31 protein-coding genes are annotated in these 25,678 nt (G+C 33.5%); all 31 read left to right on the forward strand.

Annotated elements, in window-relative coordinates; genetic code table 11:
- Positions 1–85: 85 nt before the first annotated feature.
- The 31 genes from BUB87_RS02000 (at position 86) to ytfJ (ending at position 25,671) form a co-directional block, all read left to right on the forward strand.
- On the forward strand, positions 86–655 hold the full coding sequence (locus BUB87_RS02000) for a hypothetical protein (RefSeq protein ID WP_073341426.1): 570 nt from the start codon (positions 86–88) through the stop codon (positions 653–655).
- A 12-nt stretch (positions 656–667) separates the two neighbouring features.
- Positions 668–2,554 carry a 1-deoxy-D-xylulose-5-phosphate synthase gene (gene dxs, locus BUB87_RS02005; protein WP_073341427.1) on the forward strand — a complete coding sequence of 629 codons (1,887 nt, stop codon included), beginning with the start codon at positions 668–670 and terminating at the stop codon, positions 2,552–2,554.
- Positions 2,529–3,329, forward strand: a complete 801-nt coding sequence (locus BUB87_RS02010; protein WP_073341428.1) for a TlyA family RNA methyltransferase — start codon at positions 2,529–2,531, stop codon at positions 3,327–3,329. Before dxs ends, BUB87_RS02010 begins: the two co-directional genes overlap by 26 nt.
- A gap of 15 nt (positions 3,330–3,344) precedes the next feature.
- Positions 3,345–4,163, forward strand: coding sequence for an NAD(+)/NADH kinase (locus BUB87_RS02015; RefSeq protein ID WP_073341429.1), 819 nt, complete (start codon positions 3,345–3,347; stop codon positions 4,161–4,163).
- 18 nt (positions 4,164–4,181) lie between these two features.
- A complete protein-coding gene (locus BUB87_RS02020; RefSeq protein WP_073341430.1) occupies positions 4,182–4,631 on the forward strand; it encodes an arginine repressor in 450 nt (149 codons plus the stop codon).
- A gap of 17 nt (positions 4,632–4,648) precedes the next feature.
- Positions 4,649–6,346 carry a DNA repair protein RecN gene (gene recN, locus BUB87_RS02025; protein WP_073341431.1) on the forward strand — a complete coding sequence of 566 codons (1,698 nt, stop codon included), beginning with the start codon at positions 4,649–4,651 and terminating at the stop codon, positions 6,344–6,346.
- 74 nt (positions 6,347–6,420) lie between these two features.
- Positions 6,421–7,698: a SpoIVB peptidase gene (spoIVB, locus tag BUB87_RS02030; protein ID WP_159432349.1), complete on the forward strand. Its 1,278-nt coding sequence runs from the start codon at positions 6,421–6,423 to the stop codon at positions 7,696–7,698.
- 76 nt (positions 7,699–7,774) lie between these two features.
- The gene (spo0A, locus tag BUB87_RS02035; RefSeq protein ID WP_073341433.1) at positions 7,775–8,560 is read left to right on the forward strand and encodes a sporulation transcription factor Spo0A; all 786 of its coding nucleotides are present in this window, start codon (positions 7,775–7,777) and stop codon (positions 8,558–8,560) included.
- A 124-nt stretch (positions 8,561–8,684) separates the two neighbouring features.
- Complete coding sequence (locus BUB87_RS02040) at positions 8,685–9,524, forward strand: SpoIID/LytB domain-containing protein (protein ID WP_084110772.1); 840 nt, start codon at positions 8,685–8,687, stop codon at positions 9,522–9,524.
- Positions 9,525–9,617: 93 nt separating this feature from the next.
- Positions 9,618–10,739, forward strand: coding sequence for a putative cytokinetic ring protein SteA (steA, locus tag BUB87_RS02045; RefSeq protein WP_073341435.1), 1,122 nt, complete (start codon positions 9,618–9,620; stop codon positions 10,737–10,739).
- A 10-nt stretch (positions 10,740–10,749) separates the two neighbouring features.
- Positions 10,750–11,640, forward strand: a complete 891-nt coding sequence (locus BUB87_RS02050) for a copper transporter (protein WP_073341436.1) — start codon at positions 10,750–10,752, stop codon at positions 11,638–11,640.
- Positions 11,641–11,648: 8 nt separating this feature from the next.
- Entirely contained in the window at positions 11,649–12,311 is a 663-nt protein-coding gene (locus tag BUB87_RS02055) for a glycosyltransferase family 2 protein (RefSeq protein WP_073341437.1), read from the forward strand.
- Positions 12,308–13,117, forward strand: a complete 810-nt coding sequence (locus BUB87_RS02060) for an MraY family glycosyltransferase (RefSeq protein WP_073341438.1) — start codon at positions 12,308–12,310, stop codon at positions 13,115–13,117. Before BUB87_RS02055 ends, BUB87_RS02060 begins: the two co-directional genes overlap by 4 nt.
- 63 nt (positions 13,118–13,180) lie before the next feature.
- Entirely contained in the window at positions 13,181–13,876 is a 696-nt protein-coding gene (locus BUB87_RS02065; RefSeq protein WP_084110774.1) for a L,D-transpeptidase family protein, read from the forward strand.
- 9 nt (positions 13,877–13,885) lie between these two features.
- Positions 13,886–14,980 (forward strand): DUF3866 family protein, encoded by a 1,095-nt coding sequence (locus BUB87_RS02070; RefSeq protein WP_073341440.1) that lies wholly within the window; start codon positions 13,886–13,888, stop codon positions 14,978–14,980.
- Positions 14,973–15,509 (forward strand): NUDIX hydrolase, encoded by a 537-nt coding sequence (locus tag BUB87_RS02075; protein WP_073341441.1) that lies wholly within the window; start codon positions 14,973–14,975, stop codon positions 15,507–15,509. The genes BUB87_RS02070 and BUB87_RS02075 overlap by 8 nt, the downstream gene beginning before the upstream one ends.
- Positions 15,502–16,668 carry an endonuclease Q family protein gene (locus BUB87_RS02080; protein ID WP_073341442.1) on the forward strand — a complete coding sequence of 389 codons (1,167 nt, stop codon included), beginning with the start codon at positions 15,502–15,504 and terminating at the stop codon, positions 16,666–16,668. The genes BUB87_RS02075 and BUB87_RS02080 overlap by 8 nt, the downstream gene beginning before the upstream one ends.
- 46 nt (positions 16,669–16,714) lie before the next feature.
- On the forward strand, positions 16,715–17,332 hold the full coding sequence (gene spoIIM, locus BUB87_RS02085; protein WP_073341443.1) for a stage II sporulation protein M: 618 nt from the start codon (positions 16,715–16,717) through the stop codon (positions 17,330–17,332).
- Between the two features lie 118 nt (positions 17,333–17,450).
- A complete protein-coding gene (locus tag BUB87_RS02090) occupies positions 17,451–18,617 on the forward strand; it encodes a D-alanyl-D-alanine carboxypeptidase family protein (protein ID WP_073341444.1) in 1,167 nt (388 codons plus the stop codon).
- Between the two features lie 91 nt (positions 18,618–18,708).
- Complete coding sequence (spoIIAA, locus tag BUB87_RS02095) at positions 18,709–19,032, forward strand: anti-sigma F factor antagonist (protein ID WP_073341445.1); 324 nt, start codon at positions 18,709–18,711, stop codon at positions 19,030–19,032.
- Entirely contained in the window at positions 19,023–19,454 is a 432-nt protein-coding gene (spoIIAB, locus tag BUB87_RS02100; protein WP_073341446.1) for an anti-sigma F factor, read from the forward strand. The genes spoIIAA and spoIIAB overlap by 10 nt, the downstream gene beginning before the upstream one ends.
- A 4-nt stretch (positions 19,455–19,458) precedes the next feature.
- Positions 19,459–20,202, forward strand: coding sequence for an RNA polymerase sporulation sigma factor SigF (gene sigF, locus BUB87_RS02105; protein ID WP_073341447.1), 744 nt, complete (start codon positions 19,459–19,461; stop codon positions 20,200–20,202).
- A gap of 319 nt (positions 20,203–20,521) precedes the next feature.
- On the forward strand, positions 20,522–20,734 hold the full coding sequence (locus tag BUB87_RS02110; RefSeq protein ID WP_073341448.1) for a dodecin family protein: 213 nt from the start codon (positions 20,522–20,524) through the stop codon (positions 20,732–20,734).
- A 56-nt stretch (positions 20,735–20,790) separates the two neighbouring features.
- Entirely contained in the window at positions 20,791–21,249 is a 459-nt protein-coding gene (gene spoVAC / locus BUB87_RS02115) for a stage V sporulation protein AC (RefSeq protein WP_073341449.1), read from the forward strand.
- A 21-nt stretch (positions 21,250–21,270) separates the two neighbouring features.
- The gene (gene spoVAD, locus BUB87_RS02120) at positions 21,271–22,284 is read left to right on the forward strand and encodes a stage V sporulation protein AD (protein WP_073341450.1); all 1,014 of its coding nucleotides are present in this window, start codon (positions 21,271–21,273) and stop codon (positions 22,282–22,284) included.
- A 4-nt stretch (positions 22,285–22,288) separates the two neighbouring features.
- On the forward strand, positions 22,289–22,645 hold the full coding sequence (spoVAE, locus tag BUB87_RS02125; RefSeq protein WP_073341451.1) for a stage V sporulation protein AE: 357 nt from the start codon (positions 22,289–22,291) through the stop codon (positions 22,643–22,645).
- A 105-nt stretch (positions 22,646–22,750) separates the two neighbouring features.
- Positions 22,751–23,305 carry a site-2 protease family protein gene (locus BUB87_RS02130; RefSeq protein WP_073341492.1) on the forward strand — a complete coding sequence of 185 codons (555 nt, stop codon included), beginning with the start codon at positions 22,751–22,753 and terminating at the stop codon, positions 23,303–23,305.
- Between the two features lie 21 nt (positions 23,306–23,326).
- Positions 23,327–24,064 (forward strand): segregation and condensation protein A, encoded by a 738-nt coding sequence (locus BUB87_RS02135; RefSeq protein ID WP_234945930.1) that lies wholly within the window; start codon positions 23,327–23,329, stop codon positions 24,062–24,064.
- On the forward strand, positions 24,054–24,560 hold the full coding sequence (scpB, locus tag BUB87_RS02140) for an SMC-Scp complex subunit ScpB (RefSeq protein WP_073341453.1): 507 nt from the start codon (positions 24,054–24,056) through the stop codon (positions 24,558–24,560). The genes BUB87_RS02135 and scpB overlap by 11 nt, the downstream gene beginning before the upstream one ends.
- Positions 24,561–24,605: 45 nt before the next feature.
- Positions 24,606–25,280, forward strand: coding sequence for a DUF2953 domain-containing protein (locus tag BUB87_RS02145; RefSeq protein ID WP_073341454.1), 675 nt, complete (start codon positions 24,606–24,608; stop codon positions 25,278–25,280).
- Positions 25,216–25,671 (forward strand): GerW family sporulation protein, encoded by a 456-nt coding sequence (gene ytfJ, locus BUB87_RS02150; protein ID WP_073341455.1) that lies wholly within the window; start codon positions 25,216–25,218, stop codon positions 25,669–25,671. The genes BUB87_RS02145 and ytfJ overlap by 65 nt, the downstream gene beginning before the upstream one ends.
- Positions 25,672–25,678 lie beyond the last annotated feature (7 nt).

Here is a 25,678-nt window from a genome sequence, read left to right on the forward strand (position 1 = left end):
GGAAATCCTACTGGACCTAAGCTGCAAAATTTATCTGGCATGCTGCCACTTCCGTACTACATATAGATGGTGCGAGGTGTATATTTTGCCTAGTAGTAAGAAACCGAAAGTAAATATAAAGTGGACTTTTACAGCGACAATTATAAGCTTTGTAACAGCTATGAGTTTAGGTTCTGTTTCTGAGATATTGCTCAGTAAAGCAGGATTACTCATGGCTTTTATTTTATTGATTATAATAATACTCCTGGGCGTGGTATTTGACATTATAGGAATAGCAGCAGCTGCAGCGGAAGAAAAACCTTTTCATTCAATGGCTTCAAACAAGGTAACGGGGGCAAAGCATGCTATAAAATTGATACGAAATGCAGGGGTAGTTAGTAATTTTTGTAATGATATAATGGGAGATATATGTAACATATTAAGCGGTACTATTGTAGGAATAATGCTACTTGAACTTTCTAAAAATACTAATTTTGATAGGACCATTATTAGCGCTGTTTTAAGCAGTTTAGTTGCTGCTATGACAATTGGTTTAAAAGCGGCTGAAAAAAATATTGCCGTAAGTCAGAGTAATGATATAATATTGTTAGTTGGTAAATTGTTATATTGGTTATCTCACTATTTAAAGATAGATTTATTCAGAAATAAAAAATGAAGAGGTTATAGTATGCTGGAAAAGATCCATACACCAAAGGACTTAAAACAACTCAATAATGATGAATTAGCGCAATTAGCTGATGAGATAAGATGCTTTTTAATTGATAAAGTATCTAAAACTGGGGGACATCTGGCGTCAAATCTGGGAGTTGTTGAGCTTACCATTGCATTGCACGTAGTTTTTGATGCACCTGTAGACAAGATCATCTGGGATGTGGGACATCAAACATATGTACACAAAATATTGACCGGAAGAAAAGATGATTTCTCATCATTGCGTCAACTGGGAGGTTTGAGTGGGTACCCGAAGATTGAGGAAAGTCCTTATGATGCATTTGGTACGGGCCATAGTTCTACTTCTATATCTGCGGCATTGGGCATGGCAAGGGCGAGAAATATAAAAGGTGAAAATTATTTTGTAGTTGCGGTAATAGGAGATGGTGCTCTCACAGGAGGTATGGCCTTTGAAGCTCTTAATGACGCAGGGCGCACAAAAACTCAGTTGATGGTTATATTAAATGACAATGAGATGTCGATATCCCATAATGTGGGTAGTTTATCAATATATTTAAGCAAATTGAGAACAGATCCTGCTTATTTTAAGATGAAAGCAGATATTGATAAAGTGTTAAATCGGATACCTGAAATAGGCTCAATACTTTCTAATACATTACAGAGGTTCAAAAATAGTATAAAGTCATTATTGGTACCAGGTATGATTTTTGAAAATCTTGGATTTACATATTTTGGACCTATTGATGGACACGATATATCTGCGCTAAAAGAAGTTTTAAGCTCAGCAAAAATGGTAAAAAGCCCTGTTTTGGTACATGTTATAACTAAAAAAGGGAAAGGATATAAAAATGCAGAAAATGATCCAGAATATTATCACGGTATAGAACCTTTTGATATAGAGTCCGGTGAATGTATAAACATAAAAAATGGCAAGACATATTCTGAGGTGTTTGGAGATACTCTGGTTGAACTTGCCAAAAAAGATAAAAACATAGTAGCTATTACTGCAGCTATGCCTTATGGTACTGGACTAACGAGATTTAAAAAAGAATTTCCTGATCGTTTTTTTGATGTAGGTATAGCTGAACAGCATGCTGTAACTATGGCAGGGGGTATGGCAGCAGCAGGTCTAAGGCCCGTGTTTGCTGTTTATTCAACATTTTTACAAAGGGGATATGACCAAATTGTACACGACATTTGTCTTCAAAAACTTCCTGTGATTTTCGCCATAGATAGGGCTGGTGTAGTAGGAGAAGATGGGGAGACACATAATGGTATCTTTGATTTATCATATCTTAGTCATATTCCTAATTTGATTATTTTATCGCCAAAAGATGGTAATGAATTATCGGCGATGCTTAAATATGCGTTGACATTAAATAAACCTGTGGCTATAAGATATCCAAGGGGAAACTGTCGTTATACAAAGGACAGTTCATCTATTCTTTTTGACGGCAGGGCAGAGATATTACAAGAAGGCCGCGATGTAACCATCGTAGCCGAAGGACGGATGGTAGAAATCGCATTGAAGGCAGCAGAAATTTTGAAATCAAAGCATTTATTTCCTGAAGTGATCAATGCCCGCATTATAAAACCTCTAGATGAAAATACAATTATAGCATCTGTTTTGAAGACACGACATCTTGTGACAATGGAAGACAATGTAAAAATAGGAGGGATGGGGAGCAGTATCATTCAGCTGTTGAGCGAAAAGTTTATTTATAATATTCCTACAAAGGTTATAGGATGGCCTGACCAATTTATATGTCATGGTAAGATAGAGGATGTTTTTAAATATTATGGTATGAATGCTGAATCGATTGCGGAACAAATCATTTCATTTCTATTAGAGAGAGATGATTATGGAAAAAGTAAGACTTGATGTTCTACTGGTATCAAGAGGCTATTATGAATCTAGAGAAAAAGCACAAGCTAATATAAAGTCAGGTAATGTGTACGTAGATGGAATTGTATGTAATAAACCTGGAACAAAAGTTGATAGCAATGTGAATATAACTATAAAGGGTGATATTATACCATATGTCAGCAGAGGTGGCCTTAAGCTTGAGAGGGCTCTAAAAGTTTTTAACATTTCTGTTGAAGGTAAAGTAGCGATGGATATAGGAGCCTCTACAGGTGGGTTTACCGATTGCCTTTTACAAAATGGTGCAGCAAAAGTTTATGCAATTGATGCTGGATATGCCCAATTAGATAGAAAACTACGTAACGATAAGCGAGTTGTTTGTATGGAAAAAACTAACGCTAGATACCTTAAAAGGTGTGATATTCCTGATCCTATAGATATAGTAACAATCGACGTATCGTTTATATCTGTAAAAAAAATAATACCTGTAGTTTCTGAATTTATTACGGATGGTGACATAATATCTTTAGTAAAACCACAGTTTGAAGCTGGACAACAGTATGTGGGTAAAAAAGGTGTTGTCAAAGACCCTAGAGTGCACGAAGCAGTACTAAAAAGTGTGATTGACGAAGCTTTAAAAAATTGTATGACATTATTAAACCTTACCTATTCACCTATTAGGGGACCTGAAGGAAATATTGAGTTTTTTATTCATCTTAAAAAAGGTAATGCTAACATAAATATAGATAAAAAAATAACAGATGTGGTAAAAGAAGCTCATAGAAATTTATAATTAAGGAAGAGGCAGATGAAAACAGTAGGAATAATAACTAATGAACAAAAGGATAAAGATTTAAAGATTACAAATGCATGTATTGATTGGCTTAAAAAAGAAGGATGTATTGTTATAACAGAAAATAATGATAAGCTTTATTTTGCTTCAGATTTTATTGTGGTTTTGGGTGGAGATGGGACAATCCTTAATGTGGCAAGGAAAGCTTCTATATATGAAAAACCCGTATTAGGTATAAATATGGGGCGTTTAGGATTTTTGGCAGAAGTTGAATTAAAAGATCTGTACAAGGCTCTAAAAATAGCTATAGATGGGGATTACACAATTGATAAGAGGATGATGCTGGAATGTAAACTTATCAGGCACGATGAGGTTTTACAAGAATATCATTCACTTAACGATATTGTGATAACAAGAGGTGCTTTTTCCAGAGTTATTCATCTGAGGACTTATATAGATGGCGAAATTGTTGATACGTATTCTTCAGATGGTTTAATAGTATCAAGTCCTACCGGTTCAACAGCTTATTCGCTTTCTGCTGGGGGTCCGATTGTTAAACCAGACGTCCATTTGATTATTGTAACGCCGATATGTCCTCATTCGCTTTACAACAGGTCAATAATAGTTTCTGCGGACTCGCAAGTGAGAGTAGATATCTTAGATAGTAACCTGGATATAATGCTGACCGTTGATGGACAGGTTGGTTATAAACTAGAAAAAGGCGATTCAGTAATTATTAAAAAATCAAAATATGAAAGTATGCTTATAAGAATAGAAAAAAAGTCATTTTTTGAATTATTGAGAAATAAATTATCTGAAATAAATCGAGAGTGACGGGAGGAAAAGCATCTTATGAAAATGTCGAGACATGCTAAAATACTTGAATTAATAGAGGAAAAGCCTATTGAAACCCAGGATGAGCTTGTGGATGAATTGAGAAAAAGTGGATTTAACGTGACACAAGCTACCATATCAAGAGATATTAAGGACCTTAGATTAGTAAAAGTTATGGATGAAGAAGGTAGATACAGGTATGTATCCCTTAATAAGACAGAAGAGGATGTAAGCAATAAACTGGTAACTCTATTATCTCAATCTTTAGTTTCTATAGATTACGCTGGTAACATTATTGTACTGAAAACCCTCTCAGGTACAGCTATGGCAGCAGCTGCTGCGATAGATGCTTTGAATTTTAGAGATATAGTAGGTACTTTAGCAGGGGATGATACTATATTTGTGCTCGTGAGAGATGTCAAAAATATTAATGAAATTTTATCTAGGTTTAAAAGTCTTATAAAATAGATTGAGGGTGATATCCATTGCTTGTTTCACTTTCAATTAAAAATTTTGCTTTAATAGATAATCTAGAGATAAATTTTGATAAAGGCTTAAATATCATAACCGGAGAAACAGGAGCTGGTAAATCTATAATTATTGAAGCTCTGAGTTTTGTGTTGGGTGGTAGGGCAGACAAGGATATGATAAGGACAGGGTGCAGTAAAGCTGAGGTTGAAGCCATATTTGAAGTCGATGAAAAAAATAGGGTTATAGATGAACTTAAAGAAATGGGATTTTATGATGCAGAGGATGATTTTATTATCGTATATAGAGAACTTATGTTAAATGGTCGAAATAGATGTAAAATAAATAATAAAACAGTAAATATATCTACACTTAAATATTTTGCACAAAAACTCATAGATATCCATAGCCAAGATGAATACCAAATGTTGTTCGATTGGTCAACCCATCAAAGTTTGTTGGATGCTTTTGGCAGTGGTGAATTAGATGAACTAAAGAAACATGTAAACAATTTATATAATACGTATATGGAGTACGATAGAGAAATAAGGAGATTACAGGAAGAAGGGAATAATCCTCTAGAAGAAGAATTTATTAAATATCAGTTAAATGAAATCAATGCGGCGAATTTAAAAGCGGAGGAAGAAGAACAATTATTGAGAGCTAGAAAGGTAATGACCAATGCTGAAAAAATATATGATGCACTTTTCTACGCTTATTCTACACTATATGATAATAAAAATAAACGAAGTGTCATAGATGAATTGGGTGAAGTTATTAATAAATTGAAAAATGTATCTCAGTACGACAAAGAAATTGAGAATATGTTAAATCGTTTAAATGATTTATACTATCAAATAGAGGACATATCCGGATCATTAAGGCATTATATGGAAGGTTTAAACTTTGATCCTGAAGAATTAAACAAGATAGAGGAGAGACTTGGTTTTTTATCAGATTTGAAGCGAAAATATGGAAAAACTATCGAGCAGTTAATCGCTTATAAATCCGAGTTACAATTAAAAATAGAGCGAATAGAAAATAACGCACATATATTAGAGGAAATGCGTCAAAAGCAAGCAAGAATAAAGGAAGATTTGCTGAGTTTTAGCAGAAAATTGTCAAATATGAGACGTAAAATTGCAGAAGAGCTAGAAAATATGGTATCAAAAGAACTTGATCAGCTTGGTATTAGAGGGGTTTTATTCAAAGTACATTTTGATGAGAAAGAGATATCGGCAGATGGAATAGACCGCGTAGAATTTATGATAAGCACAAACCCTGGGGAACCATTAAAACCGTTGTCTAAGGTCGCGTCAGGTGGAGAAATGTCTAGAATAATGTTAGCGTTTAAAAAAGTTTTTTCAGAAGTAGATGGCATTGATACTCTTATTTTCGACGAAATAGATACAGGTATAAGTGGACAAGCTGTACAGGCCGTGGCAGAAAAAATTTTAGAGTTATCTTTAAAAAGACAGATTATATGTATCACACATATGCCACAAATAGCCAGTCTGGCGGATACTCATTATTATATCCGAAAGGTTATAACTGATAATAGAACATATACAAAAGTGGAAAAATTAGATGATAGAGGTAGAATTTATGAGATATCCAGGATTATCAGTGGAGACAATATAACTCCATTGTCCATATCCCATTCTAAAGAAATGATAGCAATAGCAAATAAATTAAAAGAAAAAATAGCTCAATAGGTCTTTTTTACAAGTATAAATGCCACTCTCAAAGGAAATTTTATATTTGTAAGTCAATGAGGAGAGTGGTATTTGTGCGATTAAAAAAAATTGTTTGTGCCATTGTTATAATTTTGATATTAATATTAAATAATACGCCGATAATAACAAACTTTATACAAATTCCTGCTCATCAAATAATATTGGAGGGGGAAGAATCCAGATTTAACATCGGTTTTCCTCTTTCTATAACAGTAAGAGCAGATAAGCAAGGCATAATAAAAATCAATAATGTGGCGGTGCATAAAGAAAGATACTTGCCATCGTTGACAAGATTCAGTATAAAATCTGAAGACATTGGACATGCAGTAGTAAACCTCAAGTTATTTGGAATAATCCCGGTAAAAAATGTAATGTTGGATATTGTTCCTAAAAAATACGTTATTGTTGGGGGACAACCTATAGGTGTAAGAATCAATACTAAAGGTGTTATTGTAGTAGGTTTTTCTGATATCATCGGAACATCGGGGAAAGTGTATTGCCCAGGAAAGCAAGCAGGTATTAGAATAGGTGATATACTTTTGAGAATAGATGGTTTAGATATAAAAGATAGCGATAGTATTGTTAGTATTCTAAGAGAAAAAGGGGGCAGGACATTATCATTGCAGATTCAAAGAGATGAAAGAATTATTGATTTAAAAGTAAATCCTATAAAGTCAAAAGATGATGGAGAATATAAGTTGGGTCTTTGGGTAAGAGATCATACCTCAGGAATTGGCACGTTAACCTTTGTAGATCCTAGTAACAATAAATTTGGAGCATTGGGTCATCCAATTACAGATATGGATACAGGGCAGATGCTTAATATAAAAGATGGAGAAATTATGCATGCACATATAACATCTATTCAACAGGGTTATAAAAGCAGACCAGGGGAAATTAAAGGCATATTTATTGAAGGGAAAGATAGCATTGGGAAAATAGAAAAGAATACTAAATATGGTATCTATGGGACTTTATATAACAAAGATAATTTAACAGAAAATTTGTATCCTATAGGATATCAGTCTCAGGTAAAGCCTGGTCCTGCTAAGATATTAGCTATGATTGATGATAGCAAGGTAAGGGAATACAGCATTGAGATACAAAAAGTTGTAAAACAGGATCAACCTAATCCTAAGAGCATGATAATAAAAATTACAGATCCTTATTTATTAAAGCATACTGGTGGTATCATACAAGGGATGAGTGGCAGTCCGATAATTCAAGATGGGAAATTGGTCGGGGCGGTGACGCACGTTTTTGTAAACGATCCAACCAGAGGATATGGTATTTATATTGAGTGGATGATAGATGAATTAAACAAAAAATAATTTATGGAAAAAAAAGGAGGAATTTTAGATTTGGTGTAGAATTACGATAAAGTAATAAAAAGCAGGGTGAGGGAGGATAAAATTGATTAAGTTGTTAATAGTAGATGACAATAAAGAATTTTGTTCTATATTAACAGATTATTTCAATAATAAGGAAGATATAGACGTGATTGGTGTAGCCAATGATGGAAACCAGGCCATAAAATTGATTATGGAGCTTAATCCTGATTTGGTATTGCTTGATATTATAATGCCGTATTTAGATGGACTAGGCGTTTTAGAAACGATTAAATCGCTTAATCTTCTAAAAATGCCTAAAATAATAGTATTGTCTGCTGTAGGGCAGGAAAGAATAACGCAAATGGCTATAAATTTAAATGTAGACTATTATATTCTTAAACCTTTTGATTTAAATACGCTTTATAGAAGAATAAAGGATATATTTATGCTTCCTTTAAATAATGATTATAATGAAGGGTTAAAACCTGAGCTTGATACAGCTAATTTGGAAGCTAAAATAACAGAGATTATTCAAGAAATAGGGATACCAGCACATATAAAAGGTTATCTATATATAAGAGATGCCATCTATATGGTTATAAACAATGTAGAAATGATAGGCGCAATAACAAAAGAGTTATATCCTAAAATTGCGATTAAATATAATACAACGCCAAGTAGAGTTGAGAGAGCTATAAGGCATGCTATTGAAGTGGCTTGGAGTCACGGTAAACTAGAAACAATAAATAACATATTTGGAAGTACTATTGACGAATATAAGGGTAAGCCAACAAATTCTCAATTTATAGCATTTATAGCAGATAAACTACGTCTTCAGCTTAATATGAATAAAGTTGGATGATAGTGTTTAAAATAGACTCAGGAGGTGTTGTAAAATTCGGAAAAAGATATTTATATTTTTCATTTTTTTAATATCTCTCCTGAGTCTTATAGTGTCATGTAACGTGGCGAAGAAGAAACCATTTGTGACACCAAAAGCTTATAAACCAGAGCCCACTATAACTGTTTATATTGCGGATAAAAACAAGGTCGAAAATATGAAAATAGAAGACTATATTTTGGGAGTAGTAGCTGGTGAAGTAAAAAATTATTGGCCGCAACAGGTACTAGAAGCTCAAGCTATAATAGCGCGAACATTCACGTTAAAAAAAATGGCTGGAGGAAAAACGGTTCATGGAACCGATGCTAGTACAGATCCAAAAGAATTTCAAGCGTATAATCCTTCAAATATAAATGAGAACATCCGCAAGGCTGTAAGAGCTACAAGAGGAGAAGTTATAATGTACAATAACAAATATATAAATGCATATTTTCATTCATATTCAGGTGGCAGAACAGCTACAGCCAAAGAAGGTTTAAACTTCACTAAAGAACCTACCCCTTATTTAACTGTAGTTAAGGATTATCCTACTATAGAAAAAAGCGTTTTAAATTGGAGCAATACTTTTAGTAAGGATGAAATTAAAAATGCCTTAAAGACATTGGGATATAACGTGAGTGATGTCAGATCTATAAAAATTGTTAAAAAAGGGCCTTCGGGTAGAGCAGAAGTTTTTAAAATAGATGACACATTAATTGGTGGCCCAGAGTTAAGATTAGCCCTTAATCCTGATAAGTTCAGGTCCACACTTATTACCGATATAAAAACAACAAATAATGGTTTTATTATATCAGGAAAAGGGTGGGGTCATGGCGTTGGAATGTCACAATGGGGTGCGAATACTATGGCAAAAAGAGGATTTTCTGCAGAAGATATAATAAAATATTATTTTAGAGGTGTCACAGTAAAAAAATTATGGAAATAGAACCATTTAGTGGTTCTATTTTTTGTTTGTAGTTATTTTAACCTATCTATATTTGTGATATAATTTTATTGATTATGATATGGAGGAAGTAAGATGTATATAAAAGCAAGAGCTCAGTTGGATAAAAAAACAAAGAATTTAGTAAAAAGATTGAAACCTGGAGAAATTGCCATAATAGATCATTGTGATATAGATGAGGTAGCGGCGGAATCGCTGGTGGATGCCAAGGTGAAAGCAGTTATAAATGCCAGCAGGTTTATATCCGGTAAGTATCCAAACCAGGGGCCTAAAATACTACACAAAGCGGGCATATTTATGTTAGACAATGTAGGAACAGGTATTTTTGATATCGTGAAAAATGGAGACGAAATTGAAATCATCGATAATGAGGTTTATTACAATGGCAATGTGATTGCCAAGGGCATGGTTCTAACAAGTGAAGTAATTAATTACATGCAACAGGAAGCTCAAAAAAACTTAGAAGAAGAATTAGATAAGTTTATCGAAAATACTCTTGATTATGCGAAGAAAGAAAAATACTTTATCACTGAAAATATTCCGATTCCACCTATAAAGACCCGTATACGCAATAGGCATGTATTAGTAGTAGTAAGGGGAAAAGAATATAAAGAAGATTTAATGACAATTAGATATTATATTCAGGAAGTGAAACCTGTTTTGATCGGGGTAGATGGTGGAGCAGATGCTTTGTTGGAATTTGGTTTCAAACCTGATATTGTTGTAGGAGATATGGACAGCGTTAGCGATAAAGGCTTATTATCGTCTAAAGAAATTGTAGTTCATGCTTATCCGGATGGGAGAGCGCCGGGACTTAAAAGGGTTAAAGAACTTGGATTGGATGCCCATGTATTTCCTGCACCAGGTACGAGTGAAGACATTGCTATGTTATTGGCTTATGAAAAAGGGGCGGATTTGATAGTTGCAGTTGGGAGTCATTCGAGTATGATAGACTTTTTAGAAAAAGGGCGAAAGGGTATGGCCAGTACTTTTTTGGTAAGGTTGAAGATTGGCTCAAAATTAGTAGATGCTAAAGGTGTTAACAAATTATATCGAAGCAATTTAAAATTAAGTTATATAGTTGGGCTTTTATTATCTGCATTGATGCCTATAATAGTGATAAGTATGATATCTACACCTATGCAGCAGTTATTAAAAATTATAGCTTTAAGAATCAAATTAATTTTTGGTTTATAGGAGGATTTAGATGTTTATTAACTTAAAATATTATGTTATTACTATTGCGGCAATATTTATGGCATTAGGAATAGGGATTTATATTGGCTTTATGTTAGATGGACAAGATATATTTGTACAGCAACAGGATTCATTGATCAATGAACTTGAGAAAAAATTCAATCAATTTTCGAACGAAAATAATAATCTTAAAAATCAAATAAAGGACCTTAATGCTCAATTAAAATTAAACGATTCATTTATAAATGCAGTATACCCGCGCTTGATCGAAGGAAAGTTGAAAGACTTGAATATAGCAATAATAGAGACCAATGATGATTATTTGTATACAGGCATAAAATCTACCATTAAAAGTGCTGGTGGTAATGTAGTCAGTGAAATTCGTATTTATCCATATATTTTGATAAATGATGATGTAAAAAAACAGGAAATTATTAATTACGCTGCAATTAAAGGTGAAAATATATCTCAAGACAAAGTGGTCCAATATGTAGTGGAAAAAATAAATCAGGCTCTCACCAAAAAAGTTGATATAGACGTATTAAATTTTTTGAAAAGTGAAGGTGTAATAGATTTTTCAGGGTATTTTAACGTTCAGCCTGACTATGTTATCATCTGTGGTGGAAGTTTACAAAAAACAAACTATCCTGAATTAATTGATATACCACTGATAAAACTTTTAAAACAACAGAATGTGCCAATAATAGGTATTGAAAGATCAGATGTAACATTTTCGTATATAGATTATTATAAAAAATTAAGATTATCTACTGTAGATGATATAGATTTAATATATGGTAAAACAGCCCTGGTATTTGCGATAAAAAATGAACCTGGCAATTACGGTATCAAAAAGTCTGCTACTTCTGGCTTGCTGCCAGATATAAACAATTCAAAGTAGGTGAGAATGTGATAAGTATTTTGATACCCGCTTATAATGAGGGAGAGCGTATTGCTGATACGATTAAAAGTTTGCTAGAAATAGAAGACTGTGAAATTATAATAATAAATGATGGTTCTACAGATGATACTTCTGATATAGCGAAAAGATTTGGCGTTAAGGTCATCGATCTTATGCCCAATAGGGGTAAAGGCGAGGCATTGCAAGAAGGAATAAAACACGCCAATGGCGATATTATAGTGTTTCTCGACGCCGATTTAGGTAGTAGTGCTAGAGAAGCGATAAAGTTAATCAATCCGATCAAAAATGATGAAGCAGATGTCACTATCGCTCGATTTCCAAAAAGTACTAAAAAAGGCGGATTTGGTTTGGTAAAAAGTTTATCAAGATATGGAGTAAAGGCGCTTACGGGAAAATATATACACAGCGTATTATCTGGTCAAAGGGCTTTTAAGAAAGTCGTTATAAAAGATTTAATGCCTTTTTCTCACGGCTTTGGAATAGAAGTAGGTATGACTATTGATATTCTGCGCAAGGGGTATCGCATAAAAGAGGTAGATGTGAATATGGCTCATAATGAGACCGCAAGAGATCTAAAAGGATTTTTGCACAGGGGTGTTCAATTCAAAGAGATATTTATTACTTTGGTGAAGAAGGCGATAAATGTATGACATTGATAATTTTTTTGTTGCTTTTTATATTAAGCGTTTTGTTATCGCTTTTATTTATACCTTTAATTGAAAGCATGTTTGTTGAATTGAATTGTACCTGTGTCAATTATAAAGGGCAGAATATACCTACAGGAATGGGTATCGCAGCTATCCCTGTGGTTATTTTGGTAGGAACAATTTTATATTTTATCTCAAAGGATATAAAGGTTATCGTTGTAATATTAAGTGCTGTTTTTATGGCTTTAGTTGGATTATTGGACGATTTGATAGGGCAAAAAGGTGTTAAAGGCTTTAAAGGGCACATAAAAGAGCTTATACACTATCATATGACTACAGGGGGATTAAAAGCCGTTATAGGTTTTCTTACAGCACTTTTTATATCTGTTATAGTATCAAGTACATACATAGATATATTTATTAATACCGTTTTAATTGCCTTATTTACTAATACATTAAATTTAATGGATTTGCGTCCTGGGAGAGCTCTAAAGGTCTCTATTCTTTTATTTGTTCTATTTGCTATTTTTGCGCATAAAAATATATGGTTATTGATTCCAGTAATGGGTTTTGTGGCAGCTTACTTTCCTAGGGATATAAAAGCTTTTTCGATGTTAGGAGATACAGGGTCAAATTTATTGGGATCGGTTGTAGGTGTATACACGGCAATTTCTTTTAGTTTTGATATTAGATTAATAATTGCATTGTTGTTGATTTTGCTGCAAATTATAGCAGAAAAGTATTCTATAACAAAATTAATTGAGAGTAATTCTATATTAAAATTTTTCGATGAATTAGGTAGAATATAGGTCTATTTGGTGCTCCCTGATATGTAAAATAATATAGAAGTTGAAATGGTAGGGGGCGTCCTTATGAGAAAATTGGAGTGGGTTATGGTTATAGTACTGATGTTTTTTTTTACTGTTGGAATTAATGCAAATTACGTTTCAAAATACAGTAGAAAATATCTACCTGCTACTAAAAATGATTATATGATTCTTATTGATATAGATGAAGTAACTCTTTATTTAATTGATATCGATAGCAATAAAATTGTAAAAAGATACTTAGTTGCTGTAGGAAAACCAGAAACGCCTTCGCCTATTGGTTCATTCAAAATAATACATAAAGATAGTTGGGGTGGAGGCTTTGGAACTCGTTGGATGGGCCTAGACGTACCTTTTGGTAAGTACGGTATACATGGAACTAATAAGCCCGGTTCAATAGGTTGGGCAGCATCTCATGGATGTTTTAGAATGAGAAACACTGACGTAGAAGATTTGTATTCGCATGTAAAAATTGGAACATTGGTAGTCATCGTAGGTGGACCATATGGTCCTTTGGGTCATGGTTATGTGGAGTTTAGACCTGGCGATAGAAATTCAGCTATTATGCAAGTACAGATCAGGTTAAAGAGATTAGGATATTATAAAGGGCCTGTTGATGGAATATATGAAGAGGATTTAAAGAATGCATTGTTAAAATTCAAAAAAGACAAAAGATTACCTTATACGCATCTAATAGATGAGGCCACTTATAAGGCTTTAAACATACTTGCTTTTGAGTGAGGTGTACTTATGATAGAAATAAAACTGGGAAAGGTTTTAGAGGTAAATATGCTAGATGAAGCTATATCTATTTTAACAGTAGAAATAGCCGGAGAGAAATATAAGGCTATTAATTATAATTATTTAACAGGAAATATAGGGTGCGGTGATACAGTGGTTCTAAATACTACAGCTGTGTCACTGGGTCTTGGATCTGGAGGATATCACTTTGTTATAACAAATTATAGTCGACCTGAAAGGGATATAGATAACAAGGGGCATATTATGAAATTACGGTATACTCCAATGCAGTTAAAGGTTATGGCTGTAGAAGAGCAACAGAGCCAATATCACGATAAATTTAATAAATTTACTACATTAAATGGCATGCCTGTGATAATAGGAGAGCTTCATAGCATGCTAGCACCCTCGTGTATTGCCTTAAAATACTTAGACAGGGATATAAAAATTTCATATATAATGACAGATGGTGCAGCACTACCTATAAGTTTTAGCAATGTGGTCAGAGAATTAAAAAAAGATGGTATACTAAATGCTACTATTACTGTAGGAAATGCTTTCGGCGGGGATTTTGATGCTATAAATGTATATACAGGCCTTATTACATCATACGCCGTATCAAAAGCGGATATTACTTTGATAATGATGGGGCCAGGAATCGCCGGAACAGGTACAAAGTATGGCTTTTCAGGAATAGAGCAAGGATATATAATTGATGCCGTAAATACCTTAGGAGGAATTCCTTATCTGATACCTCGTATCCAGTTTGGCGATAAGCGTCTAAGGCACAAAGGAATAAGTCATCACACTATAACGGTTTTAAGTGAGATAGCCAAAACCAGTTGCACGGTTGTGATACCCAAAATGGATAAGAGAAAAATGGATTATGTGCACTCTCAAATAAAAGAATCTCATATAGACGAAAAACATAATGTGATTTATGAAGATGGTTCATTTTTAGCCGACGCTAATAAGTATTTTAATTATAATTTTTCTACGATGGGGAGAGGGTATGCTGAAGAACCTGAATTCTTTAATAGCTGTGCCGCAACGGTTTTAGCAGCGTATAAAAAATACAAAACAGGAGGAAATTTACATGTTTAGAGAAAAAACTCTTAAATCAGAATATGTCTATAAAGGGAAGATTTTAAATCTTCGAGTTGATCAGGTAGAGTTGGAAAATGGCAAAACATCGCTGAGGGAAGTTGTTGAACACAGGGGAGCCGTAGCTATTATTGCAGTGGACAATGGAAGTTTAATAATGGTAAGACAGTTTAGAAAGGCCATTGAAGGTGATTTACTTGAGATACCTGCGGGGAAAATAGAAAATGAGGATCCGCTAAATTGTGCGATCAGGGAATTAAAAGAAGAAACCGGATATACTGCAGACAAATGGCAGTATATATGTGAATTTTATACAACTCCTGGATTTTCTAATGAGAAAATATTTTTATATTACGCTACTGATTTGAAAAAAGGTCAAATAGCTCCTGACGATGATGAATTTATAAGAATTGAACACTTAAAATTAGAAGATGCTGCTCAGATGTTGAAGAGAGGAGAATTTAAAGATGCAAAAACTATAATAGGAATACATTATGCCATTAGGTTGACGGGGGTAAACTATGAATAACTTTTCAGCAGATCTTCATGTTCACATTGGTTCCAGTAAAGAAAAAGTTGTTAAAATAACTGCTTCTCGCGATTTAACACTTTTGAACACGATAAAAGAGTGCGAATTAAAAAAGGGAATCAATATTGTAGGAATTGTGGATTGTCTTGTTCCTTCAGTATTAAGCGAGATAAAGGAATTAATATATAAAGGCCTTATGGACGAACTTCAGGATGGAGGGTTTCGTTGCGGTAAAACAACCGTCATAGTCGGTGCAGAGTTGGAATTAACGGTGGGTGATGGAGTAGCACATTGTCTTTGTTTTTTCCCGGGGTTAAGCCAAATAACCGCATTTGCCTCGTATATAAAGAATTATATAAAAAATATAAATTTAAGCACACAAAGATGTTATCTGTCCATAATAGAACTAGTAAAAGCTGTATTAGATCACGATGGCATTTTTATACCGGCTCATGTCTTCACGCCTTTTAAAAGCTTATATGGTAATTGTACCGATTCTCTTACCAGGACCTTTGATAAGTATTATGATAAAATTTACGCTATAGAGCTGGGTCTAAGTGCCGATTCAAATATGGCCGATATGCTTAAGGAATTGAATTCGAAGGTTTTTTTAAGTAATTCAGATGCTCACTCATTGAATAAGATTGCCAGAGAATTTAATATATTTTATATGATAAAGCCCACTTTTGCCGAATTACTTATGGTATTACAAAATCGTGAGGGTAGAAAAATAATTGCTAATTATGGGCTTGATCCGAGATTAGGCAAATATCATCGGACATATTGCCTTAAATGTAACATGGTTGTCGATGGTCAACCTCCTCAACATCGATGTAATAAGTGTGGTAGCACAGAGGTAGTTATAGGTGTTTTAGATCGTTTAATGACCATAAAAGATCAAGAAGTGATTCATCCAACTTTTAGGCCTAAATACATTTATAATATGCCGTTAGAATTTATCCCGGGTATTGGCAAAGTTACACGGGATAAGCTATTAGATTATTTTCATAGTGAATTGTACGTACTTCATAATGCTTCATTTGATGAAATACAGAAAGTTGCAGGCAAAAAAGCTGCGGAAAATATTATTAGAGCTAGAAAAGGGGCCGTTTCCATAAAAGCAGGTGGCGGAGGTGTATATGGTCATATAAATATATGAGCTGGCATAGTATTTATATAGAATACATGCCGGGAGGATGAGTAGTTTGTCAAAAAAACTTGGGAATAGTATCAAAAACGATATAAGGCAAAATGGCATTTTATACCTTATATGTATTGTTTGCCTGGCTATAGGAATAACAACAGGTAGCTTTTCCATAAAAGCCCTTGATGAGGGACAAAAGAAAGACCTTCTTCAATATTTCAATAGTTTTTTAGAGACATTCAAAACTCAAAATTTGGACAACCAGCATATTTTTAAGGTTTCACTACAAAATAACCTTATTCTGTTTTTTACATTCTGGATATCTGGGGCAACAGTATTTGGCATCCCGGTTATAATTATATTGCTTTTATTTAAAGGTTTTTTAATTGGTTATACGGTAGGATTTTTAATAGACGCATTGTCAATGAAGGGCATAGCACTTTCCAGTATAGCTATCTTTCCACAGAATGTATTTATAATCCCAGGTTTTCTTATGTTAAGTGTTAATGGCATACTTTTTTCTGCTCGCACCATTAAGAATAGAAAGATATACCTAAATAGGTACTGGGATGGATTTATGCAATACACCATTACCTCCTTGCTAATATGTGGACTTATAGTTATAGGATCGCTTATAGAAGCATATATGGTTCCCATGCTTATTGTGTATGCAATTTAGGCGTCTTATATAATTCGCCTGACATGCTGTCGCTTTATTTAAACTGTGTTGTAATAAATTTAAACTGCAAGGGCAATATAAATATTGAATATAAAAGTAAAAGTTAGGAGGAAAGTTAATGAAGCGCATTAAGTGTATTTTGACTATTGCCCTTGTTATGATAATGTCTTTTAATGCGTCCCAATTTGCTTTTGCTCAAAATGATACAGTAAATGAGGAGACGATTGATTTTAAATTTACATCAAAAGCGGCTATTTTAATGGATGCCGGAAGCGGGAAAGTATTATATGAAAACAATGCCCACAAGAGATTGCCACCGGCCAGTATTACGAAAATAATGAGTATGATACTCTTTATGGAAGCAATTGATTCTGGCAAAATAAAAACAACTGATATGGTAACGGCCAGCGAGCATGCCAGTGATATGGGCGGTTCTCAGATTTATCTAGCACCAGGGGAAGAAATGACAGTAGACGATTTGATGAAAGCAGTAGCTATTGCGTCTGGAAATGATGCTACAGTTGCCTTGGCTGAATATATTGCCGGCACTGAAGAAATGTTTGTAAAGATGATGAATAAAAAAGCAAAAGAACTGGGATTAAAAAATACACACTTTACAAATTGTACAGGACTTCCGGAAAAAGATCATTATACCAGTGTATTCGATGTGGCAGTTATGTCCAGGGAGTTGATAACAAAGCATCCAGGTGTCCTGAGATGGACAAAGATATATCTGGATAGTTTAAGAGGTGGAAAGTTTGGTTTGGCTAATACCAATAAGCTTGTTAGATTTTATAAGGGAGCAGATGGCTTAAAAACAGGGTCAACGGATGAAGCGGGATTTTGTTTGTCGGCAACGGCTTTACGGAATGGTATGAGGTTAATAGCTGTAGTATTTGGAGCTCCCGATTCTAAGCATAGGTTTAATGAAGCGTCAAAATTATTGGATTATGGATTTGCCAATTATAAATCTTATAAAGTTGCTGACAAAGGTCAGGTTATAGAGGAGATAAAAGTTGAAAAAGGGTTGATAGATAAAGTTAATGCTATAGCATCAAATAATTCAAACATACTTATCAGAAAAGGTGAAGATGAAAGCATAAAAAAGAAAATTATATTACCGCAGAAAATCATAGCACCAATACGAAGAGGAGAAAAAATAGGTGAAATAGTTGTATATAAAAATGGTATAGAAATTTCCAGATTGCCGTTGGTTTCTGATCGATCTGTTAAAAAAGCAGGTGTTATAGATTATTACATGCGAATTTTAGGTGATTGGATATAAAAAATCTCTCGTATATGAGAGATTTTTTACATTAATAGCAGGAAATTACATACTTATGTAGAATATATTTCTTAAAGGAGGGAGGCAAGATATGTTGTTAAATATTAATGAATATGATAGTACGCTCCTTATATCTATAGAAGGTGAGTTAGATCATCATACATCTGAAATATTTAGAGAGCAGATAGATGAAAGTATTAGAGGGAAAAACTATGATAAAGTAATATTGAACATGAAAAAATTAAATTTTATGGACAGTTCCGGGATTGGCGTATTAATAGGGAGATACAAAATATTAAAGTCGATGGGGATAGATTTAGCTGTAGTAAATGTTAATCCACAGGTTAGAAAAATTTTTGACATTTCAGGGCTATTTAAAATAATTAGGGACGAGGGGGAACTTAAATGGGTATAAAAAACGAAATGAAAATAGAGTTCATGAGTAAGTCTCAAAATGAAGCCTTTGCTCGAATAGTAATTGCTGCTTTTGTATCTCAATTAGATCCGACTATTGAGGAGCTTGCGGATATTAAAACAGCTGTTTCAGAAGCTGTTACCAACTCTATAATACATGGTTATGAAGGAAAAAATGGCTATATAAAAATGATTGCAAGGCTCTTAGACGATGATACGGTAGAAATCGAGGTCATTGATGAAGGTAAAGGTATTGAAGATGTTGCTCAAGCGAGAAAGCCATTATTTACAACAAAACCTGAATTAGAACGCTCCGGTATGGGATTCACTATTATGGAGACTTTTATGGACAGTTTAGATGTTTATTCAGAATTGGGCAAAGGTACCAAGGTTGTGATGACCAAGAGGATCAGAAGGAGTTGAGACAATGTCCGATGGTTCCTCTGTAATGCCTGATGAAGTATTGAGAGAATATCTAAAAAAAGCCCAGCAAGGTGATGAAAAGGCTCAAGAAACTATAATTAACAACAACATGGCATTGGTATGGAGCATAGTAAAGAGATTTTATAATAGGGGTTATGATGCAGAAGATTTGGTACAGATAGGTTGTGTTGGACTTATAAAAGCTATAAAAAAGTTTGATTGTAATTATAATGTAAAATTTTCTACATATGCTGTACCAATAATTATGGGTGAGATAAAACGATTTTTAAGAGATGATGGCATGATAAAAGTAAGCCGTTCATTAAAAGAAACATCAACCAAAGTAAAATACGTTAGAGATAATTTGGCAAAAAAGCTTAATAGAGATCCTACAATAAACGAAATAGCTGATGAATTACATCTCCCTGTAGATGACATTATTATGGCTATTGATTCCAGTTCGTCAGTTGACTATTTATATGATTATGTAAACGAAGACGAATCAAAAGTGTTGATGGATACAATAATAAGCAGTGATCAAATTGATGAAAGTATAGTGGATAGAATAGCTCTAAAAAATGTTTTAAACTCTTTAGACGAATCAGAAAAGAATTTAATAATTATGAGGTATTTTCAGGAAAAAACGCAGGTTGAAATAGCAGCTGCATTAGGAATTTCACAAGTTCAAGTTTCAAGACTGGAAAAGAAAATATTGACTAAGTTAAGAAAGGAGCTATGCCAGGATTAAAGCATTTTGAATAAAAATTTTTTAGAATCTCATAATAATCACAGAGGTGGTTGTTTATGAGGAATAATTTTAAATGGAAATCTGTTTTAATAATTTTATTATTAACCATATTAGGTACTACCACATGGTTCTATTATATAAACAAATCTAATACTAAAATACCTGAAAAGGCTAGATTGGTTACATCAGAGGATTATAAAAGATGTTAAAGGCATTCTTTTATAATCCTTTTTATAATTTAGTAGCTTAGTCAATAATGAATAGTTTTAATTGCAATAACAAAATATATAAATGTATCACAATTAAAGGAGGTATCACAGTGGCTGTTGTAAATGTCTTAAATATAGTAGGTGATTCAACTATTAGTTGGGATGATGCTATACAAAAAGCTGTACAAGAAGCGTCCAAGACAATAAAGAATATTTCTGGAATTGAAGTAAAAAATCAAACGGCAAATGTAAAGGATGGCAAAATAGTGGAATATAAGGCGAATATTGAAGTGGCGTATAGGGTGGATAATAATAACTTTTAACAGTGGGCACCTTCTGGTGCTCATTATTATACCGGTGTTTAAGGAAGGTGTTATTTATGGATAGAACAAAGCAGGTTATTGATGAAAAAGAATATCAAAAACTAGTCAATCAAAAAGAACCTAAACCCACATTATTAAAGAATATAGTCTGGGCATTTACTGTTGGTGGTTTGATATGTGTACTGGGGCAGTTTTTTTTGAATTACTTTATATCAAAGGGTATGAATCCTAAAGATGCCGGAACACCTGTTTCAATTATAATGGTATTTTTAGGCGCTTTTTTTACCGGTTTAGGCTGGTATGATCTGCTTGGTAAAAGAGCTGGAGCAGGGTCTATTGTGCCTATAACGGGGTTTGCTAATTCTGTTGTATCACCTGCTATAGAATTTAGAAGAGAAGGATTGGTATTTGGTGTTGGTGCCAGAATGTTTCAAATTGCAGGTCCTGTTATTGTTTTTGGAATAAGTACAGCGGCAATAATCGGTTTGATATACTATCTGGTTGATAAATTTTAAAAGCAGAGAGGTGATATTATTATGGCAGTCAAGAAAATAGGCAAACAGACGGTTAAATTGCAAAATCCACCTTCTATCATTGCATATGCATCGGTAGTTGGTCCAAAAGAAGGTGATGGACCTTTAAAGGAATATTTTGACCAAATAGAGCAAGATGATTATCTAGGGGAAAAATGCTGGGAAAAAGCTGAGTGTAAGATGCTACAAAACGCTATAATACTGGCAATGCAAAAAGCCAAGATAACTACTGCCGACGTAGACTATCTTTTGGCAGGAGATCTTTTGAATCAAATAATTTCGTCGAGTTTTACGGCAAGGCAACTCCAAATACCTTATATTGGTCTATATGGCGCGTGTTCTACAATGAGTGAATCATTAAGTCTTGGAGCATTACTTATAGATGGTGGTTTTGCAGATTATGTGATTGCAGCTACATCAAGTCATTTTTCATCAGCCGAAAGACAGTATAGGTTTCCTCTGGAATTGGGCACGCAGAGGCCTTTAACGGCTCAATGGACGGTTACAGGTGCTGGGGCCACTGTTCTTTCGTCTTCTGGTGATGGTCCATATATAACTTATATAACAACAGGTAGAGTTTTGGACCTGGGTATAAAAGATGCCAACAATATGGGAGCAGCTATGGCACCCGCCGCTGTTGATACTATTAAAACTCATTTTAGTGACACAGGTTTTGGCCCTGATGATTATGATTTAATTATAACCGGAGATTTGGCAAAAATAGGCAAGGATTTAACTTTGGAACTATTAAAAAAAGATGGCATAGATATTAGCAATATTTATACCGACTGTGGAATTGAAATATATGATTGCGAGAGACAGGATACCCATGCCGGTGGTAGCGGTTGTGGGTGTTCAGCAGTAGTTTTAAATGGTTATATTTTAACAGAAATAAAAAAAGGTACTTTTAAAAGAGTGCTCTTTATGGCTACAGGAGCATTGCTTTCAACAACAAGCAGTCAGCAAGGAGAGTCTATTCCTGGTATTGCTCATGCTGTAACAATCGAAATGAGGTGATTTTATGGATTATTTAAAAGCCTTTGTAGTAGGAGGTTTTATTTGTGTGATAGCCCAAATTCTTATAGACAAAACTAAATTGACTTCCGCCCGAGTACTTGTGGTATATGTGGTGGCGGGAGCTGTTTTAAGTGGATTAGGTATATATCAACGTTTGGTGGATTTTGGCGGTGCAGGAGCTACAATTCCGCTGACAGGGTTTGGGCATTCTCTCGTACAGGGTACAATAAAAGCCATAAAAAAAGAAGGATTGATAGGAGTATTAACAGGAGGATTTCAAGCAAGTGCGGGTGGACTGGGTGCTGCAGTGGTTTTTGGTTATATATTCAGCATATTGTTTAAACCAAAAACAAAGCCTTGATTTAAAATAATACAGATTGTATAATAATAGTACTTTAAATAAAGTGAGGGGAATTTTGTGGATATTTTAATATACTTATACCGTATACCTGCACTTTTACTGGCTATGTCGTTTCACGAATATGCTCATGCTGTAGTTTCATATAAATTAGGTGATCCCACTCCAAAAGCACAGGGGAGATTGACTTTAAATCCCCTGGCACATATAGATCCCGTAGGTTTTCTTACCCTTTGGATAATAGGATTTGGATGGGCAAAGCCTGTTGCGATAAATCCTATGTATTATAAGGATGTAAAAAAAGGGGAATTTCTTACAGCAATTGCAGGACCTCTCTCGAATGTTTTAATGGCTTTTGTCAGCCTTTTAATAATATACGCTGGTGGTTATGAGTTGGTGGTAATAGGACCAATTTTGCATCAACTATATATTTATAATATTGTCTTGGCCGTATTTAATATTATCCCAGTTCCGCCTTTAGATGGTTCCAAGATACTATATTCGCTTTTACCTTATAGATATTCTTATGTCTTAGAACAATATGAAAATTTTGGTCAAATATTACTTCTTATTTTATTGTTCACAGGTATTATATCAAGGGTAATGGGACCGTTGGTGAATCTTGTAGACTTTGGATTAAGATCGATTATATCAATCGTATGAGGGTGTTTTAAGTTGGAGTATGTGGTAAAATTAGAGAATTTCGAAGGCCCCTTGGATTTACTTATATATCTTATAGAAAAGGCAAAAGTTGATATCGTTGATATTTCTATAACGAGTATTGCAGATCAATATATCGATTATATTAGCACCATGGAATCCATAGATATGGATCTGGCGAGTGAATTTTTGTTAATGGCATCTACGTTATTAAAGCTAAAGTCTGAAAGCTTACTTCCTAATGATAATAATAATATACAATTGAGCATCGATGAAGTTGATTCGAAAGAAGCTCTTAGGCAGAAATTGATTGAGTATAAAAAATATAAATCTTATGCACAAGCGTTAGTTAATAAATATAAATCTCGAAAGATATTTTACAGAAATAAAACTATTTTTTCAGATGATTTCGCCGTATCAAAGGTAAGGTTAAAAAAAATTCCTGTAGAAAAGTTGAAAAATGTTTATGCGAAAGTTATAAAAAAGAACAATATTAGTGCAAGGCAAAAACAGTTTACATTAGATCATATTAAAAATATAAAACCTTTAAATGTGGAAGAGAAGATAGAATATTTAAAGCGAATCATTAGTATAAAAAAGACAATAACTTTTTTTTACCTTGTGAGTTTATCCAATGAAAAAAGTGAAATTATAGCATATTTTTTAGCCATATTAGAAATGCTCAGGTTAAACCAATTATGTGCTATACAAGAAAAAATTTTTGGTGATATTATTTTGAGAGGTGTTATAAATGACGGATGACGAATTGAAAGGCATCATAGAAGGTATACTTTTTATTTCCGGTTCTAAAATTTCAAAGAAAGATTTAATAGATTTTTTTTCATTAGATGAAAAAAGATTGAATTTGCTTATAGATCAAATAAATGAAGAAGCCAAGGTAAAAAAAAGGGGTATCATGATATCAAAATTGAACGACGGCTATCAAATGTGTACAAACCCTGAGTTTCATAAATATATATCTGAATTTTACAGGATGGAAAAGGAGCTTGAATTATCGCAAGCTGCTCTGGAAGTTTTGGCAATAATTGCATATAACCAACCTATAACAAGACAGCAAATCGAAGAAATAAGAGGTGTTAGAAGCGATAAAGCCATTGCTACATTGTTGGATAAAGACCTTATTATGGAAGTAGACAGATTGGATACCATCGGTCATCCTATATTGTATGGGACTACGGAAGAATTTTTAAGGTGTTTTAATTTACAGAGCATTGATGACTTAAAAAAATTAGAATAATTTACTAAAATAAAGTCCATACTTTCTTTGAAAGGAGGACTTTATTTGTATATTTTGCTAGTTTTATTATTATTTTTGTTAATGTTTTTTACACCGTTGAAATTTAATCTCGGTCTTAAAAGGGTTAAAAATAATGACTCAATACTTTTTTCTGTTAACCTATATTTTTTGAAAATTGCAAAAGTTGAAGTTAATTATCTTGATTTTTTATTTCGGAAAGATAGCAATGAATTAAGATACAATATAATATTGAAATATATATTTCCTATTTTATTAAATAAAAAGAGAAAAAAGCAAGTAAGCTATAAACGAATGAGGGAAATGTTAAGTGATATATTCGAACTATATATTAAATATCTAAAAGCTATAAACTACATAACAAAAAGGACATACATAAATAAGATAGATATATTTATACAGTTAGGGCTTTATGATGCTGCTTTAACTGCCATTTTTGCAGGGTTTTTATATACTGTTATTAATACAATTTTAGCATTAACTTCGTCTTACATAAAATTCACAGATGTTCCTGCAGTAAGCATTAAACCTGATTTTAACGAATTAAGGTTTGATTTATTTGCCAATAGTATAATTGTGATAAGATTAGGTCACATTATTATTGGAGGATTTTTGATATTACTGGGAGGTTTGAAAAATGAGCGAGCATCCAATAGAAGGTTTAATGAAAACAACAATGGAAAGTTTGAAAGATATGGTTGACGTAAATAAGATTGTGGGAGATCCCGTTGAAACGCCTGATGGTTCAGTGATTATACCTATTTCAAAGTTGAGCTTTGGTTACGCTGCAGGTGGTGGCGAGTACGAAGTACAAAAACAGAAGAAAAAAAATGAAAGTGAGCAGCAGTCTAATCAGTCAGAAGGTTCAGATAAGATGGCTTACCAAAAGCCTTTTGCAGGTGGAAGTGGTGCAGGTGTTACAGTCAAACCCATAGCTTTTTTAGTAGTAGGGCAGGGCCAGATAAAATTATTACCTGTTGATACCAATGTAACAGCAGATAAAATCATTGATTTAATACCAGCTTTGATAGATGATATTCAGGAATTTTTTAATTTAAAAACAAAAAAAACTAATACAACAGTTGTATCATAACAGGTGA

This window comes from Caldanaerobius fijiensis DSM 17918 (assembly GCF_900129075.1).
In the GTDB taxonomy this organism is placed as follows: Bacteria; Bacillota; Thermoanaerobacteria; order Thermoanaerobacterales; family Caldanaerobiaceae; genus Caldanaerobius; species Caldanaerobius fijiensis.